General features: G+C 45.4%; 15 protein-coding genes. 10 read left to right on the forward strand and 5 right to left on the reverse strand.

All coding sequences use genetic code 11. From position 1 onward, the window contains the following. Window position 1 precedes the first annotated feature (1 nt). From FTO70_RS09845 to FTO70_RS09855, 3 genes are all read left to right on the forward strand, one after another. The gene (locus FTO70_RS09845) at window positions 2–388 is read left to right on the forward strand and encodes a 4Fe-4S binding protein (protein ID WP_255335581.1); all 387 of its coding nucleotides are present in this window, start codon (window positions 2–4) and stop codon (window positions 386–388) included. 474 nt (window positions 389–862) lie between these two features. Further along, on the forward strand, window positions 863–1,669 hold the full coding sequence (locus FTO70_RS09850; protein WP_255335582.1) for a DUF166 domain-containing protein: 807 nt from the start codon (window positions 863–865) through the stop codon (window positions 1,667–1,669). 511 nt (window positions 1,670–2,180) lie between these two features. Next, complete coding sequence (locus FTO70_RS09855; RefSeq protein ID WP_255335583.1) at window positions 2,181–2,543, forward strand: Mth938-like domain-containing protein; 363 nt, start codon at window positions 2,181–2,183, stop codon at window positions 2,541–2,543. A gap of 393 nt (window positions 2,544–2,936) precedes the next feature. On the opposite strand, the gene FTO70_RS09860 is transcribed toward FTO70_RS09855, so the two are convergent. Continuing rightward, entirely contained in the window at window positions 2,937–3,767 is an 831-nt protein-coding gene (locus tag FTO70_RS09860; protein ID WP_255335584.1) for a mechanosensitive ion channel family protein, read from the reverse strand. 452 nt (window positions 3,768–4,219) lie between these two features. Here FTO70_RS09860 and FTO70_RS09865 point away from each other — a divergent pair, with 452 nt between their 5' ends. The 6 genes from FTO70_RS09865 to FTO70_RS09890 all read left to right on the forward strand — a co-directional run bounded on the left by FTO70_RS09865 (window position 4,220) and on the right by FTO70_RS09890 (window position 15,427). Then, window positions 4,220–5,497 carry a cell surface protein gene (locus tag FTO70_RS09865; protein WP_255335585.1) on the forward strand — a complete coding sequence of 426 codons (1,278 nt, stop codon included), beginning with the start codon at window positions 4,220–4,222 and terminating at the stop codon, window positions 5,495–5,497. 500 nt (window positions 5,498–5,997) lie between these two features. Further along, window positions 5,998–9,999 (forward strand): PGF-pre-PGF domain-containing protein, encoded by a 4,002-nt coding sequence (locus FTO70_RS09870; RefSeq protein ID WP_255335586.1) that lies wholly within the window; start codon window positions 5,998–6,000, stop codon window positions 9,997–9,999. A gap of 664 nt (window positions 10,000–10,663) precedes the next feature. After that, window positions 10,664–11,401: an alanyl-tRNA editing protein AlaXM gene (alaXM, locus tag FTO70_RS09875; protein WP_255335587.1), complete on the forward strand. Its 738-nt coding sequence runs from the start codon at window positions 10,664–10,666 to the stop codon at window positions 11,399–11,401. Window positions 11,402–11,716: 315 nt separating this feature from the next. Beyond that, a complete protein-coding gene (locus tag FTO70_RS09880; protein WP_255335588.1) occupies window positions 11,717–14,629 on the forward strand; it encodes a PAS domain S-box protein in 2,913 nt (970 codons plus the stop codon). Then, on the forward strand, window positions 14,626–15,000 hold the full coding sequence (locus tag FTO70_RS09885) for a response regulator (protein WP_255335589.1): 375 nt from the start codon (window positions 14,626–14,628) through the stop codon (window positions 14,998–15,000). Before FTO70_RS09880 ends, FTO70_RS09885 begins: the two co-directional genes overlap by 4 nt. Window positions 15,001–15,244: 244 nt before the next feature. Then, window positions 15,245–15,427, forward strand: a complete 183-nt coding sequence (locus tag FTO70_RS09890) for a PLDc N-terminal domain-containing protein (protein WP_255335590.1) — start codon at window positions 15,245–15,247, stop codon at window positions 15,425–15,427. A 125-nt stretch (window positions 15,428–15,552) separates the two neighbouring features. Here the strand turns inward: FTO70_RS09890 and FTO70_RS09895 are convergent, their stop codons facing one another. The 4 genes from FTO70_RS09895 to FTO70_RS09910 form a co-directional block, all read right to left on the reverse strand. Continuing rightward, complete coding sequence (locus tag FTO70_RS09895; RefSeq protein ID WP_255335591.1) at window positions 15,553–15,918, reverse strand: VOC family protein; 366 nt, start codon at window positions 15,916–15,918, stop codon at window positions 15,553–15,555. A 152-nt stretch (window positions 15,919–16,070) separates the two neighbouring features. Continuing rightward, a complete protein-coding gene (locus tag FTO70_RS09900; protein WP_255335592.1) occupies window positions 16,071–16,364 on the reverse strand; it encodes a DUF5316 domain-containing protein in 294 nt (97 codons plus the stop codon). 207 nt (window positions 16,365–16,571) lie between these two features. Continuing rightward, entirely contained in the window at window positions 16,572–17,612 is a 1,041-nt protein-coding gene (locus FTO70_RS09905) for a calcium/sodium antiporter (protein WP_255335593.1), read from the reverse strand. A 71-nt stretch (window positions 17,613–17,683) separates the two neighbouring features. Then, entirely contained in the window at window positions 17,684–17,884 is a 201-nt protein-coding gene (locus FTO70_RS09910) for a hypothetical protein (protein ID WP_255335594.1), read from the reverse strand. 120 nt (window positions 17,885–18,004) lie between these two features. On the opposite strand from FTO70_RS09910, the gene FTO70_RS09915 reads away from it, so the two are divergent. Next, the gene (locus FTO70_RS09915; protein WP_255335595.1) at window positions 18,005–18,229 is read left to right on the forward strand and encodes a CxxC-x17-CxxC domain-containing protein; all 225 of its coding nucleotides are present in this window, start codon (window positions 18,005–18,007) and stop codon (window positions 18,227–18,229) included. Window positions 18,230–18,359 lie beyond the last annotated feature (130 nt).

The following is an 18,359-nucleotide window of genomic DNA, read 5'->3' on the forward strand; positions in this document are numbered from 1 at the left end:
CATGAAGATCAAGATCACCATTCCCACCGAAAGGATCCATAACCCCATCATTTCCGAATCCATAGTCGAGACCGGGGTTCTGCTGAACATCATGGTCGCAAACATCGACTCGACCTATGGGGAACTGATCGCAGACGTAAAAGAATCCCGGTTTGACAGGATCAAAAAAGCTCTCGAATCCCGGGGGGCAATTGTTTCCATCCTGGACCAGCCCATCCACAGGGACGAGGAGGAGTGCGTTGAATGTGGGGCCTGCATCTCGGTCTGCCCCATGAACGTCTATTCTTTTGACGAAAACTGGAACCTCCTTGTCGATGAGAAAAAATGTATCCAGTGCGGGGTGTGCATCAAGATGTGTCCGCACGGGGCGCTAAAGCTGGGCCAGTAAAAAAGGGTTAAGCTTACAGGCCCCAGTTCCTGTGCATTTCCTCTTTTTTACATTTTTCTTTCCTTATTCTTATCTACTTTTTTTCACATCTCAAGACCGGCAAATAGGGGTTTTGTTCTGGATACTGATTTCTATTTTGAAACTGTCATTATTTATAGATTGAATCAAATAATTATAATGTGGAATATGAGGACGGCTGGCGAAAATAATTCGCTGTCAAAATTGAATTTCAATAGTTCCTCAAATAGTTCCCGCAAAAAATCAGGTTTCTGCTGTTGTGGATTTTTTTCTTCATTTTGAGGAGCAAAAGAAGCTGCGGGTGTACTGCTGCAGAATAAGCGGGGTTTTGAAAAGGACCTAAAGACCTTAACAAACCTTTTAAAATCTCAAAAGATCTTGAAAGTCTTCCAAGATTTCAAAAGACCTTAAACGATCTTGAAAACCTTAAAAGACCTTGAAAATGGGAGTGAATCTATGAGAATTCTTGTGCTTTATTCAGGCGAACTCGGAAGAAAAGTTATCCAGAATCTTATAAATCCATCTAATTTCTGTGTGTCCTGCGGAGAACTCTGCAACCACTGCAGGCAGGCGAGGAAACCCTATGCAAACCTGATTGTGGGGATCCATGAGTTTCCTGAAGACCTTCCCCCTTTTATCGAAGAGCCCGGGCAGTACCTGCCCGCAAAGCTCCCGGCATGTGACCTGATCCTTGCCATAGGAATCCACCCTGACCTCCTGGGGGCCCTCCCGGAAGTTGTGCGGAATACGGGAGCAAAAGCGGTGATTGCACCGGCTGAAGATGCCAGGAAGACCCCGGCAGGGGTGCTGGAACAGGTCAGAAAGGAACTTGAAGCCATGGAAGTGGAGTTTGAAGCCCCGAAGCCTTTCTGTGCCCTTGAAAAGAGCGGAAAGCCCATAATCGATGCTTTCGTGGACCTGGGTTTTGGAAAACCTGTCCTGAGGATCGAACTGAGCCCCGATGGGAAGATGTTCGTTGGTGCAGGCGTGATCCGGGATGCTCCATGCGGTTCCACCTGGTTTGTGGCAAAGAAACTCGGCTGGACCGACGTCTCCGGCTACAAGGAAACCGTCTCCGGAGCCCACCACTCCTATCCTTGTACCGCTAGCATGGACAAGGACCCCCAGCTCGGGGATACCGTCCTGCACAAGGCCGGCTATATCATCAGGGAGGCCGTGGAAGAAGGCATGGAGGAGGCAAAAAAGGAAAAGGCCCGGCTTCTGGCAGCCGGTGGGAAGGAAACCTCAAGTTCGATGTCCTGAGGATCGGGGCTTGAAGCTTTTTGAAGCTTCTTGAGGTCTCTTTAAATCTTTTTAAATCATTTTTATATCATTTTAAACCTCTTTAAACCTCTCTTAAGAACAAAAACAAGAAATTCAGACCGGTTAAAGAAAGAATGTATTCCGGGGCCGGACCTGGAGATGCATTTTTTCATACGGCTGGATTACTACAAACCCCTCGTCCCCGAGGGCCATCCGTCTTGCTTTCCCGGGACCATCCATTTTGCTTCCCCCGCTCTTTCACATGAAGGCCTTCAGGGAAATGTCGGTTTTATCTTTCTGCTCGGTTTCTTTTTTATTACATTTGTCCTGTTTCCCGGGAGTGATTGCTAGCTCTTAAATATAAATGGGTACTTCCATATATAATATTGTGGACTTTTTGCCTTATTATTTCGGCCACTTCAGGCAAGGCGGCTTTAAGGCAGCAGGAGCAAGTTTCCTATCGTTCATGCGTTTTAATTATGCATTTCAATTCTGATTCGGGAGGTAAACCATGAAGCCAAAGATTGATTCCACAAGTTTCGGTTCGATTACGGTTGAAGGAGAGACTTATAAGTATGACATACTGATCCGCCTTGACGGCCGGGTGGAAATGAGGGAAAAACAGCTCTCAAAGGAACTTTACGGGACCTCCCATAAAATTTCGCTTGAAGAGGCAAAGCATATCTATGAGGAGGGGACTGAGAAAATTATTATTGGAACCGGGCAGACCGGCTTCGTGGAACTTTCTGAAGAAGCTGAGGATTTTTTCAGGGAAAATCGCTGCGGGATTGAATCGTTTCCCACCCCCTGGGCAATCGAACGCTGGAACGAGGTTGAGGGCAGGATAGCTGCAATGTTTCACGTAACATGTTAATTAGTCATAATTTCTTCAAAGTTTATTACCAATATCTTCAAAATTTATTTATAAGTTAAAAATCTCTGATTTTAAAAAGTTCTGGATTCAAAGATCCTTACTTTAAAAAAAAGAAAATGGGGGAGGGATGGGGTAGTTCTCGATCTCTTAAAAACTACCCCATTTGCAGTTATATTTTACAATTGTCGTATAATAGTATATGATTCAACTAATGCTACACCATGTAAGTAATGTTATATATAGATTATCTTTTTTTACACAGTTTTATTTCGCAATCTTTAATCTTTAGGGTTAAAGAACATGTCTGCTTTCAGTCCCTTTTCCGTATTATTTTTGAGTTTTCTGATGTCAGATTATTGAGAATAAATACTCTTAATCATTCTTTTTATATTTTCATTGCTTTTCCATTTTTACAGCCTCTTTTATGTGTATGTCCAGCTGCTGGAAAGGGATTTCCACTCCTTCTCTCCTGTACGCCTCAAAAATTCCTCCGGTCAAATCGTTTTTTACGGCCCAGAAGTCCCCGGTATTTGTCCAGGCCCTGAGCTGCAGGTTTACCGAAGAACCTGCAAGTTCGGTGGTGATCACTGCGGGCTCCGGGTTTCCAAGCACATTGGGGTGCCCTTTCATTAGTTCAAGGGCCACCTTAATAGCCTTTTCAAGGTCAGAAGAGTAGCTTATCCCCACATCCACCGAAACCCTCCTGGTGGGCAGCCGGGTCATATTGACAATGGGGTTTCCCCAGACTAGCTTGTTAGGAATCGTTATGAACTGGTTGTCCGGGGTAAGGAGTTCGGTTGCCATGATTCCCACGGCTTTAACCTTTCCCGTCTGCCCGTTTACGATAACTGTCTCCCCCATATCGATCGGACGGCCAGCCGCTATCCAGACCCCTGCTGCCAGGTTTGTCAGGGTATCCTGCATCCCGAAGCCTAGGACGAGGCCGATTACTGCAGAGAGCCCCACTATGAAACTGTCAACGTCAAAACCCAGGCTCTTCAAAAAGGCCAGGATGACTATTACGTAGAGGAGCACACTCAGGAAACGGGCCAGAAATTCTATAATCAGCTCCGGAAGTTTTGTTTTCTGGATGCCTCTCTGGAACATCGATACCAGAATCTTTGCTATTATGAAACCCGCTATCAGGACGACAACTGCAAATAGCAGGGCAGATATCGTCAAATCCGTATACGGAATTACCTGTTCCATTATACCATTAGCCATTTGATCCCCTTCACATTTTTGTCCCCGCTTGAGGGAACGACATAATGTTGACACCAATAATTTTTATGATATTGCCTTACAGAATTGCATACATTCAGTATAATTATTATAATAATTTCTGCTATAAGAAACCTTATAAGGACATCCCTGAAGTTTCAGCATGGTAAGCTTCATACATCGTACCAACATCCTGTTTCCCTTTTTCGTCTTCATTTTGCAGCAAATCCATACAGAATCCGGGAATAGTCTTTCATATAAAAAGTTCTAACATGTATAGAGGTAAGAGAAAAAATGCGCTGGCATTTTGAGATACGCAATTATTATTGAGATCAAAATAAGAACTAGAATAAAATTCAGACGTAAAACTCAGAATAAAACCCGGACGTAAAACCCAGAATAAAACCGGAAATATTTTCTAAACTATTTTATCGGATTATAGGGGAAGGCCTGAAGTGAGTTGGATCAAAAAGCTCTTAGGAAAAAAAGAAAGTTCCCGGGAAGAAATTGTTTCCAGGGAGATAAGCTTTGAGGAACTTCCAGGGTGGCTGGATGAAGGTTTTCGGAATTTGTCTTCAAAAATCGAAAAGGATGCCTCCGGGCTTTTCAGGGAACTTGAGGCTTCACTTGAGGACCTCAAGGAAAGCAATGCCGCGCTGATGGAGGCAAAGGTTGTTGGGGATTTTGATGTCCGGGCCGTAAAAAGGGCAAAGAGCAACCGGGAAAACATGATGAAACAGGTAGGGATCCTGGCGGATAAAATCAGGGTTCCCGAGAAAATAGATGTCCGGGCCCTGGAGGAGTTCAATGAAATAGCCCTGCAGAGCCTGAACTCCTGTATGGAACATATGGGCCGAAGTTTTCGCTACACAAGGGTGGTTTTTCCCCAGGAGTCAAAAGAAGTAACTGATAGTCTTGCCAGGATCGGAAAGGTCCTGCAAGATTTCAGGGATTTGTTCACCGGGTATAAAAAAGAACTTGATGCCCTTGAAGCGGCTTCCGGAAATTATCAGGGAATTAAGGATTTATCGGCTTCAATTGGAACCGAAAAGCGGGAAATTGAGTTGAAAGAGAATAAAATCCAGGGTTTGAAGAGTGAACTTTCAGAGACTGGCCTGGCCCTTGAAGCCTTCAGGCAGGGAGAGACCTGGAAGCAGTTCCAGAGCCTGCAGGAGGAGCTTGATGAGGCCGAATCCAGGCTCAAACAGGCTGAATCCGGGCTTACTTCTCTTGTCCTCCCCCTTTCAAACACTCTCTCAAGGCTTCAGAAACTCCATGAAACCGGCAGATATACCCTGAAACCGGAAGTAAAACAGCAGATAAACATCTACCTTAAAGAACCGGAAAATGTCGATCCCATTTTTTTCCCGGACCTGCAAAAAGTACTTGAAGACAATGCTCTGGATATGCAGGCCCAGAAAAAGGAAAAAGCCCTTTTACAGGTCAAAGCCGCTATTTCAGGCTTTGAGGCACGGAAAAAAGAGTTTCTTGAAGCCAGGTGTGCCTTTAAGGCAAAAAAAGCCGAAATCTCCAGCCTTGATACTGGAAAGCTTGCAGAACTCGAACACAGGAAAACCGAACTCGGAAACAGAATCCGGCTTCTGGAAGAGGAACTTGAACAATCCGGAAAAAAGCTTGAAGTTTCAAAGGAACAGCTTGAAGCCCGGAGGGAAAAACTTCTGAAGGATGTTTCCGTAATTGACAGCAGCGTTAAGTTAATAATCTCATCCTAAAAGTTTGCAGTTGATCTCTAATTTTTTCAATCTTTTTTTCAATCTCTTTTTCAATCTTTTTTTTAATTCATATAATAAATATAGACCTCATAAAGTTTAATATGCCCACTATATCTTTATATACTCCTTTTTGCAATTTCTTGCGAAAAGTTTAATATCCTTAACTCATTTAATTTTTTCATATTATGAATTTGATTTGCTACCTATAATTTATCTTTGTTTATTAAATTATGTGTTGATATATATACAAATTTGAATTTTTATATTTACTAATTTCTATTTGTATATTTAAATAATTTTTAAACCTATAAGTGGGGTTAATGATGAAATTTTAGTAAAAAATATTCATTAATGGCTTTGTATCGGATGAATCTCTGAATAATAAAAATGAACTATTTTCTTGAAGATTCATTTTATATTTTTCCAGAATATTTCATGAACTTTCGCGTGTTGATACCATGAAAGAAAAAATTTCCAATGTATTTGTCCCGTTATTTCTAATGTTTATAATTTTTTCGGGAATTCCTGCTTCGGGTTTTGCAGATCTGCAAACTACTGCTGAGGCCGAAGGAGTTCAGGATGAAAACCTCAATGCCTATCAGGCAGCAGCTATATGGCAGGATGGCTTCTCAAAAGAAGCCCTGAGCCCTGCCCAGAAGAAACTCTCCACAGATCTGCTGCAGTTGAGTGATAATCGCTACCTGCCCCCGGGTGAAGATCCAGAAAACCTGAAAACCCGGATGGTAAAACTTGGACAGTTGAGCCCTTCCATTCCCACTCCCGAACTGATAACAAATTCCGAAGGATATGAGGGAGCAAGTTCCTCGGACGATGGGGGTAAGGTCTATGTCTATGTATACCTGGACCCTTCCGCAAGCTCCAGTCTGCTTGATCCTTACTGTGAGGTCGTGGACCGGGATGAGTATAAGCATATTGCAGTAGCCTGGGTACCTTTGTCTTCCCTTGAAGCGCTGGCATCTCTGTCGGATGTAAGAGCAATCAGGACTGTTCTGCCTCCGGTCACCAGGACCGGAAGCGTTTCCACGGAAGGGGATTTAATCCATAATTCCTTCATGCTCAGGCAGCTCTACGGGGTCAGCGGGGCAGGAGTGAAGATCGGGATAATTTCGGATGGAGTGGACAGCCTCGGGGATGCGGTGGCTTCAGGGGATCTCCCTCCTGACGTACACGTCCTGAGCAATGAAATCGGAGGAGATGAGGGGACTGCCATGCTTGAAATTGTCCACGACATCGCTCCTGGTGCCGAACTCCATTTCCATGACTGTGGTAGTAACGAGTATGCATTCAACAGGGCCATTGATGAGCTGGTTGCTGCAGGGTGCACTATCGTTTGCGACGACATCGGCTGGCTTGGCGAACCGTACTTTGAAGATGGGATTGTTGCGTCCCATGTGGCAGAGGTGATAAAATCCAGTGATATCCTTTATGTAAGTTCGGCAGGAAACGATGCATCCCGCCATTACCAGGGGATGTTTTATGATGGAGGGTCCGGCTTGCATGATTTCAGCGGCGGGACTGCAGGTGTCACAGACCTTGATCTGACAATCCCGGCTTCCGAAGAGATCTTAATCATTCTTGAATGGGATGACCGGTGGGAGGCCTCAGGTAACGACTACGACCTCTACCTCCTTGACGGTTCCGACAATACAATTGGTTTCAGTGAAGACTCGCAGGATGGAACCGGAATTCCTCGCGAGTATATCATATACACCAATCCAAACGATTCTCCGATGGATGCTTCCATCGAAATCTGTAAGTATTCCGGAGAAGCAAGAGAGCTGGAAATCTACATTTACGGCGCTTCATACATAGATCCCGGATACCTTGTTGCCGGGGATTCCATTTTCGGGCATCCTGCAGTCCCGGAAGCTGTGGCTGTGGGTGCAATCAGGGCCAGTGACCCCGGAAACGACGACATCGAATACTTTTCTTCCAGGGGGCCTGTTACTATTGCTTATCCTTCCCCGGAAATCCGCCAGAAAACGGACATCTCCGGGATTGACGGGGTGAGCATTACGGGTGCAGGCGGCTTTTACAACCCATTTTACGGCACAAGTGCGTCGGCTCCCCACGTTGCAGCCGTAGCCGGCCTGGTCTGGAGCGCCTTTCCGGAAAAGTCGAGTATGGACATCAAAAGGCTGCTCTACTCTTCTTCCGTGGACCTGGGCGAACCGGGGTATGATACTGTTTTCGGGCACGGACGCGCAGATGCTCTCCGGATGTATGAGCAGGCAGTTGCAGAACCCAGAACCTTTGCCGTGAATGCCAGCGGAGGAGGGGATTTCCTTTCGGTTTCGGATGCCGTAAACTATAGTAAACCCGGGGATACAGTCCTTGTCTACCCCGGTACTTACAGAGAAAATGTGCGTGTTCCCTGGAGCCTGACTATATGCTCGGCTTCAGAAAACCCGGAAGATACAGTTATCGAAGCCGCTGATCCCGGGGAGCCGGTCTTCCTTGCTTCAGGAAATGCTGTCAACATCAGCGGGCTTGGCATAAGAGGCCAGGCCTGCGGGGTATATCTCGAAAGTGTCCGGGACTGTACTCTTTCCGATAATGCAATTTCAGGCTGTGACCTGGGAGTCTGGCTTGAAGAGTCCTTCAACAATACTCTTTCCGGAAATAATGTTTCAAACAATGCTGAAGGTCTCAGGCTCACTGCCTCCTTCCTGAATTGTATCTACGAAAATGAGTTCGAGAATACTGACAACATTAATGAGAACCTTGCAGTAGAAAGAGGTTTATCTAATATCTGGAGCACCTCTTCAGCAGTCAGGTATCTTTACGAAGGTGGGGTATACAGCAGCTGCTTTGGCAACTTCTATTCGGACTACAGGGGACTTGATTTCGATGGCAATGGGATCGGTGACACTCCTTACGGCAGTGATTCCCTACCCCTTATGGCCCGTCCGGAGGTTTATTACAGGTCCTTTGCGATCGGGAGTGCAGTTCCGGCAGGAGACCCCGCCTCCATTGAAGGGGACATCCTGGAGTTCGGGATCAGCTCCACAAAAGACTGCAATTTCAGCTGGTTTGTAAACGGCCAACCCCAGCAGGTAAATAGTTCCGTGCTTTTGGCAGGCCTGGCAGTCAATACCAGCGAAGTTCTGGCAGGCATCGTAGGGAGCAGCCCTTCCTCTCCTTTCACGGTTGAGTATAATGTCACGGTTCTTGCGGAAAAAGGTTCGGAAACCCTGCAGCAGAGCTGGAACTGGACTGTTTTTCTGACAGAAGAAGTGCCTGGAAAGGTTGAATGGATCTCAACCTCAGTCCCCCTCAATATCAGCAAAAATTCTTCCGTATCCTTCAATTTTACGGAAGGGAATGTGTCTGAATCCAAACCGGGGGATTACAGTGTATACCGTGTATCTTTCTACTCCCTGGAAGCCCTGGGTAATGTGAGTTCAAAGCTAGAATTCCTTTCCGGTCTCCCTTCGGGGGTGCAGGGCAACCCGTCAGGAAACCTGGTTTACAGTTACCTTAACATCGAATTTAACAACAGCAGCGTTTCTGGCTCGGAGTATGTCGTAAACCGTACAATTGCATTCCGGGTTTCCCGGGACTGGGTCAGTGAAAAAAGAGCAGATGCACCTACGATCGGGCTGCAGCGTTATTACAACGGCACATGGAATTCTCTGAAGGTAACGAGAACCGGAGATGATGGAGATTACCTGTATTTCGAAGCCGAAACGCCTGGCTTTTCTTCCTTTGCTGTCACAGCCTTCAAGAAAGCTTCCGGAGGTGGAGGAAGCAGCGGAAGTGGAGGAAGCAGCGGAAGTGGTGGAGGGGGAGGAGGGTCCCCTGAACCGGCCGGCAATGTAGAAAGAAAAGAACTTTCCCAGAAGTTCGTAACCAACGGCAACCACGCCAGGTTTGATTTCCCCAGAAATGCAACTCCTGTTGTTTATGTGGAATTTGATCCTAAAATTAACGCCGGAAAAATTACTACTATTGTGGAAATGCTCAAAAACCAGTCCGTGCTGGTATCAAGCCAGCCGGAAGGTGAAGTCTACAGGCATCTAAACATCTGGGTAGGCAACGGAGGCTTTGCAACCCCGAAAAACATTGAAAACGCTGTTGTAGGTTTCAGGGTTGAAAAGGGCTGGTTCTCAGAAAGCAAAATTGATCCCGACTCCGTCATTCTGTACAGGTACGTTGACGACAGCTGGACAGAGCTCCAGACGGAAAAATGCGGGGAAGATGAGAAGTTTTTCTACTTTGAATCAAATACCCCGGGTTTTTCTCCATTCGCCGTAACCGGGCAGAAACAAATGAAGGATATTTTGCCTGCTTCCGATTCATCTGAAGTGGATGAAAAATCCCAGCAACCTGAAAATGGGTCTGACAGTGTACAGGGAATCTGGATAACCCGTGATGATTCGGTAAAAAACCCCGAAGAAGAACAGAGTGCTCCGGCTCCCGGCTTCTTGACCTGTATTGCAGTGCTGCTTGCAGGGGTGGCGTATCTGAAAAAGAGATGAAAAAAGAGGGGAGTAGTTTTTCCCTTCCCTTTTCTCCTTTCTTTTTCATATTTTATATTTTTCCTTTTCTCACTTTCTAAGTCACTCGGATAACTTTTTTAGTCCTCTCAATGCCTTTCTCAATCACTCTGGTGACTTTTTTAGTCATCCTAATGCCTTTACTCAGTCATCTTGATTCTCTTTCGCTTATCCGTATACACTTTATGGAAAAGGCTGGGGGCTTCGTAACCGATGCGAGTAACGGCACCTGAAAAATAGATCAAAAAAGGTTTTTGTGGATAACTGGACGATGGGATTAAGGTTGCTTTGTCTGGATTAAATCCATTTCAACCTGGTTGAAATTTCAATATATTGTAGACAACTTCAGAATCAATGTATGAGGTTTAATGACTTAGAAATTAAATGATTTAGAAATTAAATGATTTAGAAATTAAATGATTTAGAAATTAAATGATTTAGAAATTAAATGATTTAGAAATTAAATGATTTAGAAATTAAATGATTTAGAAATTAAATGATTTAGAAATTCATTTAAAGGAATATTTCATTTACCTTCTTACTATAATATTCCAGTACGATATTCAAGTGTGCTTTACCGTATCCTCCCGTTGAAATTATTCACTTAACTCTTCACTTAACTCACAGAAATTTTTGAGGTTCATTCATGACGGAAGTGCTTTACTACCTTGACTGTTACCTGAAAGAATTCGAAGCAACCGTGGAAAAAGTCACCGACGATAAATACGTTGTCCTTGACCGGACCGCCTTCTACCCGGAAAGCGGAGGCCAGCCTAACGATACCGGAAGGCTGATCCGTGAGGAAGACGGAGTCGGGTTCGAGGTCGTCTATGTCGGCAAGTTCAATGGCGAAATCAGCCATGAAATAGCCCCTGCAGGAGATGCCCCTTCTACTAGCCTTAAACCCGGGGACAGGGTGAAAGGGGTCATTGACTGGGACCGCCGCTACAGGCACATGCGCATGCACACCGCCACCCATGTTGTTGCCAACGTTATTGAAAAGGAAGCCGGGGCCCAGATCACCGGAAACCAGCTCGGGCTTGACCAGAGCCGTGTAGACTTCAGCCTTGAAGCCTTTGATCGCGATAAGTTTGCCGAATATGAAAAGATGGCAAACGACGTGATAGCTTCAAACCATCCCGTTAATTTCTACCTGATAAGCCGCGAAGAGGCCGAGGAAAAACTTTCAAGGCTCACAACCCTGGCTAAAGGTTTCTCCGACGAAATAAAGGAAGTCCGCCTTGTGGAAATAGAAGGGATAACCATCGAAGCCTGCGGAGGGACGCACCTGAAGAATACGGGGGAGATCAGGGGAATCAAAATTGAGAAGCTTCAGAACAAGGGAAAGAACAACAGGAGAATGTACTTCACGCTGGTGGACTGAATCGGGGCGTTTCTTTCAATTCGGTCCAAATTTTCTTTTTTTCAGGGATTTTTGAAGAACATTCATCCTGATCATTCAGGGATTAAGTCCAATATTATACTCCTATCTTTAGCCTGATATTATACTCCTATCTTTAGCCTGATATTACTCCTAATTATAAATGATATTGCTCTTACTGACAAACTGTTAAAATATTTGAACAGGTTTATATATAATAACTATTCATTTATATTTGTAGATCTTTTCTTACTATAACTGATATAATCCTGTCCTGAAAAATGGTTATGCTGTTTTGTGAATAGGTGATATTGAACTATGGATGAAATCAGGGATATCACTGAAAAAGGAGGGGCTGAAGAGGAACTAATTGCAGCTCAGGAAGAGTTGCAATTACAGGAAAAACTGAAACTGCTTAGCTGGGCAGCCGAATCTTCAAATATTGCCCTCATTACCACGGATTTTGCAGGGAACCTGAAGTCTGTGAACCCTGTCGTTCTCAAAATGTGGGGATACGAAGCTGAAGAACTTCTGGGGTGTCCAGCTTCCCTGTTCTGGGATTCTCCGTCGGAAGTACTGCAGGCCGGAAAGGAATGCAGGGCTAGAGGAGAATGGGTTGGGGAACTGGTTGCCAGAAGGAAAGATGGGACACTGTTCGATGCACACGCATCTCTAAATTTACTCAAAGACGGGGATGGAAAAGCTGTCGGGCTTGTAGGTTCGTGTTTTGACATCACCGAGCGCAAGCAGGTAGAAGAAGAACTTAAAAAACGAACCGATGAGCTCCTGGTAGCAAAAGAACGCCTGGACCTGGCACTTGAGGCCACAGGGATGGGGACCTGGGATTGGGACGTTGCCAGCAACAGCATGACCTGGGACGAAAACCTCTTTCGTCTGGTAGGGGTATCCAGGGAGGAATTTCTCCAGACGCGTGAGAGTTTGCTCGAACTGTCCAATAAAATTATGCCCCATGAAGATAACAAAAAGATGCAGGAAGCAGTACAGGAAGTGCTGGAAGGAAAGACGGACGAATATAAGCTCGAACACGGCATCATCCGGCCTGACGGCACCATCCGCTATTTTTCAGTGAAAGGGCGAGCTTACAGGAATTCAAAGGGCGAGCTGCTGCGCGTAATTGGCACGACGCAGGATATTACGGAGCGCAGGGCTGCTGAAGAGGCCCTGAGGGAAAGTGAGTCTGACCTTTCCAGGGCTCAGAAGATAGCGCATCTGGGCAACTACTCCTGGAATATCCGGACCGGTGAAGTCTCCTGGTCAGAGGAACTGAAGTCCGTGTGGGGCTGCAGGCCCGATGAAGAACTTTCATTTGAAGAGGTTCTTTTGCGGGTCCACCCTGAAGACCGGGCCCGTGTCCGGGAGGCAGGGCGGCTGGTCAGGGAAGAAAACTATTCCTTCAATGTGGAATACCGAATCATTCTGCCCGACGGCACGGTGCGCTGCGTTCATGACCAGGGGGAGATTACCCGGAATGAGGCCGGAAAGCCGGTCAGGATGTTCGGGACTACCCTCGATATTACAGAGAGAAAACAAATGGAAGAACAGCTTCTTAGAGCCAAAGAAGCTGCCGAAACCGCAAATAAAGCCAAGGGGGAATTCCTGGCTAACATGAGCCATGAAATCCGCACTCCCATGAATGCGGTTATGGGGATGCTGGAGCTTCTGCTGGATACGGACTTAAATGAGGAACAGAGGGAATACCTTAAGCTGGCCCATGTTTCTGCAGAATCCCTTCTTTCCGTAATCGACGATATCCTTGAATTTTCCAGGATCGAGCAGGGCAAAATGGTACTTGAGAACATTGATTTTGACCTGAGAAGTTCAATCTCCCATATCCTGGGTATCCTGGCCGGAAGGGCAAACTCCAGAGGAATAAAACTCCTCGGATACTTGAAGGCCGGTGTTCCGGATGCCGTTATTGGGGATCCTATCCGGCTGAAACAGGTTTTGTTCAACCTTATTGGCAATGCAATAAAGTTCACGGAGAAAGGGGAAGTTGTCCTTAGCGTGGAACCCTTTGAAGCCGGGGGACCGATTGATGACGAAGAGCTTATCCTCCTTTTCAAGGTAAGGGACACCGGAACAGGCATACCCCCCAAAAGCCTTGAACAGATCTTCGATTCCTTTACCCAGGCCGATGCTTCCGTAACAAGGAAATATGGTGGAACAGGTCTCGGTTTATCAATATCCTCCCGGCTAGTGGAGCTTATGGGCGGTCGGATCTGGGTTGAGAGTGAAGTTGGGAAAGGGAGTACATTCTATTTCACTGTCCGTGTAAATAAAGGAAAAAGGTCCGGAAGTCCCGGAAGTCCCGAAGAAAGACGGGCTGCAGGGAAAGACAGCTATCCGGGTAAAGGTGACGGAATAGAAATAAAGGGCGTAAAAGAGAATGAAGTGGGATACGGGAAAAAGATCCCTACTGTGAAGGGCCTGGACATCCTCCTTGCCGAAGACCATCCGATAAATCAGAAGCTTGTTGTCGGCCTGCTTGAAAAGAGAGGGCATAAGGTGACCATTGCATGTAATGGGGAAGAAGTGCTGGATCTCCTTTCGAAGAAAGATTTCGATGCCGTACTGATGGATGTACAGATGCCGGGAATGGACGGAATAGAAGCTACCAGGCGGATAAGGGACCCGGCATCTGATGTGATGAGGCACGACATCCCGGTAATCGCCCTTACTGCCCGGGCCATGCAGGAGGACAGGGTGAAATGTATGGATGCAGGGATGAATGATTATATCCCGAAGCCCCTGAGGAAAGAAGAGCTTTTTAAGGCTCTTGAATTTCTGGAAAGGGGAAAGTGTAAGAAAGGTAAAACGATTTCTTCGCCTTTTGAAGTTTCTTCCAGCGAAGTGTTCGACATGGAAAACGGGCTTCTGAGGACTGAAGGCGACGAGCCTCTCTTAAAAGAAATGATACGGATTTTCCTGGATACCTCCTCCGAATTATTATGCTCCATAAGCAAAGCTGTGGAGGAGGGCAACCCGGAGGAACTCGGAAAGGCTGCCCATACGTTGAAAAGTGCGGCAGGGAGCATATGTACAAACAGGGTTTTCAAATCGGCTCAGGAACTTGAAAAAATAGGAAGAGAAAACAAAATGGAAGAAGCATCCGAAAAACTCGACGAATTAAAAAGCAGGCTTGAAGAGCTGGAGCCTGTTCTCCTGAAATTCCTCTCAGTGCAGGTATCCGGTAAGGAGGAGCCCCTGTGAAAATCCTTATTGCCGAAGACGAACCGATCTCCAATCTTTGGCTTAAGACTATGTTGACCAAATGGGGTTATGAGGTCATTTCAACCCGGAACGGAGACGACGCGTGGGAAGTCCTTAAAGGAGCCAATCCTCCGGAAATTGCCCTTCTCGACTGGGAGATGCCTAAAATAAAAGGCATAGAAGTCTGCGAGAAAGCAAAAAAAGACCCCGGAACCAGCGGCATTTGCATAATCTTGCTGAGCGGGAAAGACCGGGAAGAAGACCTAAGGAAATGTTTCGCGGCAGGCGCCGACGCTTACCTCAAAAAACCTCTCGATAATGAAAGGCTGAAGGCAAAAGTGGATGCTGCAAGGCAAACGCTGGAGCACTGATCCGGAAATTGCCCGAAATAGTTCCTGAAAAAAGCTCCAGGGCTCAACGGTAAACCAGGCATATATATACTAACATATTTTTTTATGAAGTATGATTTTTCAGAAGCATGTTTTCTCCTGAAGAAGGCAGACACTTCTAAGTATGGCAGCAGTGACAAATGGTTAAAGCAAATTTTTATATATTCAGGAGTATATTCTTTAAATTATTAAAATAGCTTTCTTTCAATTATTAAGGAGGTTTTGGATGAGTCTGTTGACAAACATCTGGGGATTAATTGCGCTTGCGTCAGTTATATGGGTCATTTATGACGTGCTGACCAGGAACAGAGGCCTGAGCGACATTATGAAAATCGTCTGGATAGTAGTTGCCCTGGTCTTTGGGATATTTGGAGCTGCAGCCTATTACTTCATAGGTAGGAAAAGATAAAACTCAAGAAATAATCAGAAAAATATTTTGAAATAAACATTTTGAAGAAAAAATCTTTATTAATTTTTTACCTTTATTTCTTCTATCTCTGTTTATTTCTTCTTTCTACTGATTTCTTATTTTGCTTACTCATTATCTTCCCAGAGCCCGAAAGTGTTATCCTCGGTATCCTTGCAGATTGCCAGATATCCCCATCCGGGCACGACGGTCTTTTGCATCAGTACTTTTCCCCCGAGTTTTTCTACCTTTGCAAGGTATTCATCTACCGACGGGACCCCTATATAGTTCATCATCCTCTGGTCGGGGGCTCCTCTTTTTCCGAGCCCGCCCCCGGGGCCTGCTTCTCCTTCAAGGTCTTCGGTTTCGACCAGGTAGTATTCCATAGGAGGCCCCGGAGGCCTTTCAAACTTCCAGTCAAAAAGTTCAGAGTAAAATTTCCTTGCTCGCTCCGTGTCGTCGGCCGGGATATCGAAATGAACGATTGTAGGCATTTTGTTCCCCCTATCCGTACTTATCTCCGGACTCTTATATTAGGATTGGAAAGGATTTAGGTTTTGGGTTTCCGGATGCCGGGCTTTTTTAAGAAGTATGAAAGGAGATTTTAAGAAACCATGAGTATTTTCTGTTTCCATTGTTTCAGTTATTATTTCATTAAATAGTACGCAATAGCCGACAAAACAATAGTAAGCAACCCTGTAAAAAATAAATCTGAGGATAATTTACTTTTTTCTTTGCGCTCGTCTTCTCCTTGTGAATAATAATTTGCCCTGATCCGGTTTCCGCTAAGAAAAGAACCTGATAAAATCCCTGCCACTACCAGAAAAATCAGGCCGACTGAGCCGGCTATTTTCAGGATAACTGTTGGGTCTTCAAGTAAGAATGCGGCAATAAGAGCAATTACAAAGGTTCCTACCCCTATAAGTAACAGATTTCTCATCCTCTACACCGTATTAATTTTTTGAGTTAAAAATATAATAGCTTATTGGTGAGATTAGCCTGGATAAACTAAATTGCCCATCCCAAACCTTAGGATAGCGGCCCGCCAACCGGATAAAAGAAATGAATAATATCGCGGATTGGAATCCGGATTAAAAAAGTGAAAAAAGTGAATAATAAAAAAGCTTATGCAAAGCCAGGATTTTTTTCAGCTCACATTGAGCAGCACTACCAGAAAGGCCGCGTAAAACAGCATCAAAGCGACTCCTTCCCACTTTTTTATTTCCCATCCGGTGCTGATAAACACGAGCATAACCACGCTTATGAATATCATGAAGGGAGTTGTAAGGAAGAGGCTGATCTCTGCGACATTTATGGGGAACAGCAGCCCTGAAATCCCGAGGATCAAAAAGATGTTTGTGATGTTTGAGCCTATCACATTCCCCAGGGCTATGCTTCCGTACCCTTTTCGGGCAGCAGACACCGTCACCATCAGTTCCGGAAGAGAGGTACCAACTGCGACCAGCGTGGTGCCTATGATGGTGTCCGGGATGTTCAGCATCTGGGCAAAAAAGATCGACTGCGCTACGAAATACTTTGCCCCGAGAATGACTGCTGCGCCGCCTGCGGCCAGGGTAAGGATGTCCTTTCCAAGATCTTTTCGGGCCAGGGCCTGTTCCTCGGTCAGGGTTGAGTTCCTGTCCCAGCTAGCAGTGTTTATTTTTTTCCTCATGCTGTTTACGTATTCAAACTTAATGAAATATGTCAAAAACTCCTTGAAATATAAACTGCCTTTATGTTTGGGCTTGTCCTCAAAGAGGAAAAATACATAAGCCAGGTAAAGCAGCACAAAGACAGCCGCTTCCAGCCTTGAAAGGGCTTCGTTGAGGGCAAAGGCAAAGAAGAGCAGAGCTGCAAAAAGCATGATGTAGCCGTCTCTCCTCAGCATCTCAGGTTCCGTCCTTACAGGGGAGAGAAAAGCCGCCAGCCCCACAATGAGGGCTATATTCGCAATGTTTGAGCCTACCACGTTTCCGATTACGATCCCGCTTGCCTGCTGAAGAGAAGCCGCAATCGAAGACGCAAGTTCGGGGATCGAGGTCCCAACTGCGACCAGGGTCAGCCCGATTACAAATTCCGAAACCCCCAGTTTTTTTGCAATCGTTGAGGCGGATTTTACAAAGTAATCCGAGCCCTTGACCAGGAGAACCAGGCCGGCTAAAAGGATGAGAAAATTGATTGCGATCATAAAGTTACATCTGACCTGTTTTTGTTTAACTTTACACACGATAAATTCAATCTATTAATTCAGTTTTTGATTCAATCCATTAATTCAATCTTCGATTTGTAGTTCAGGAGCACCTTTAACTCGGAAGGTATTCCGGAGAATATGTTCTTAAAGTTTTCCTGTAAATCCAGGGAAAGAGCTTTAGAGGACAATATTACGGGCCTGGAAACCGAAACATTTTTGTCAATCCCCAAAAGGCCGGGACTTAACACAACAACAATAAATATTATCATACCAGATATTTATCAGTCAATTAGTTCATCGAGACCCGCTCAGGAATTATACATTAATAAGTGCGGCTCTTTTGAATTACTTGATATGAACTCCAGGCATGAACTATAAGGGGATAATATATGGAACGAAAAAGTTTCCAGAGCAAAGATAGGGGTTCCCAGAGTAAGGAACGGGGTTTCGGCAGAGAACGCGGTTACGGTAGAGAGAGCAGAGAGCCGCAGCAGATGCACAAAGCAACATGCGCGGATTGCGGCAAAGAAACGGAGGTGCCCTTTAAACCGGACCCTGACAGGCCGGTCTACTGCAGGGAGTGCTATGCTAAACGCAAGCCAAAGAGGTATTAAGCGAGATCTCAAACCGGATCTTAAGCGGAAATCTCAAATGAAAATCTAAAGCGGAAATCTTATAAGGAGATGATGGTCCAATTTCCACCCATAACATCTGATTGTTCAGGCCTCCGACTGTTTTTGAGGT

The organism is Methanosarcina sp. KYL-1, assembly GCF_024372725.1.
Lineage (GTDB): Archaea > Halobacteriota > Methanosarcinia > Methanosarcinales > Methanosarcinaceae > Methanosarcina.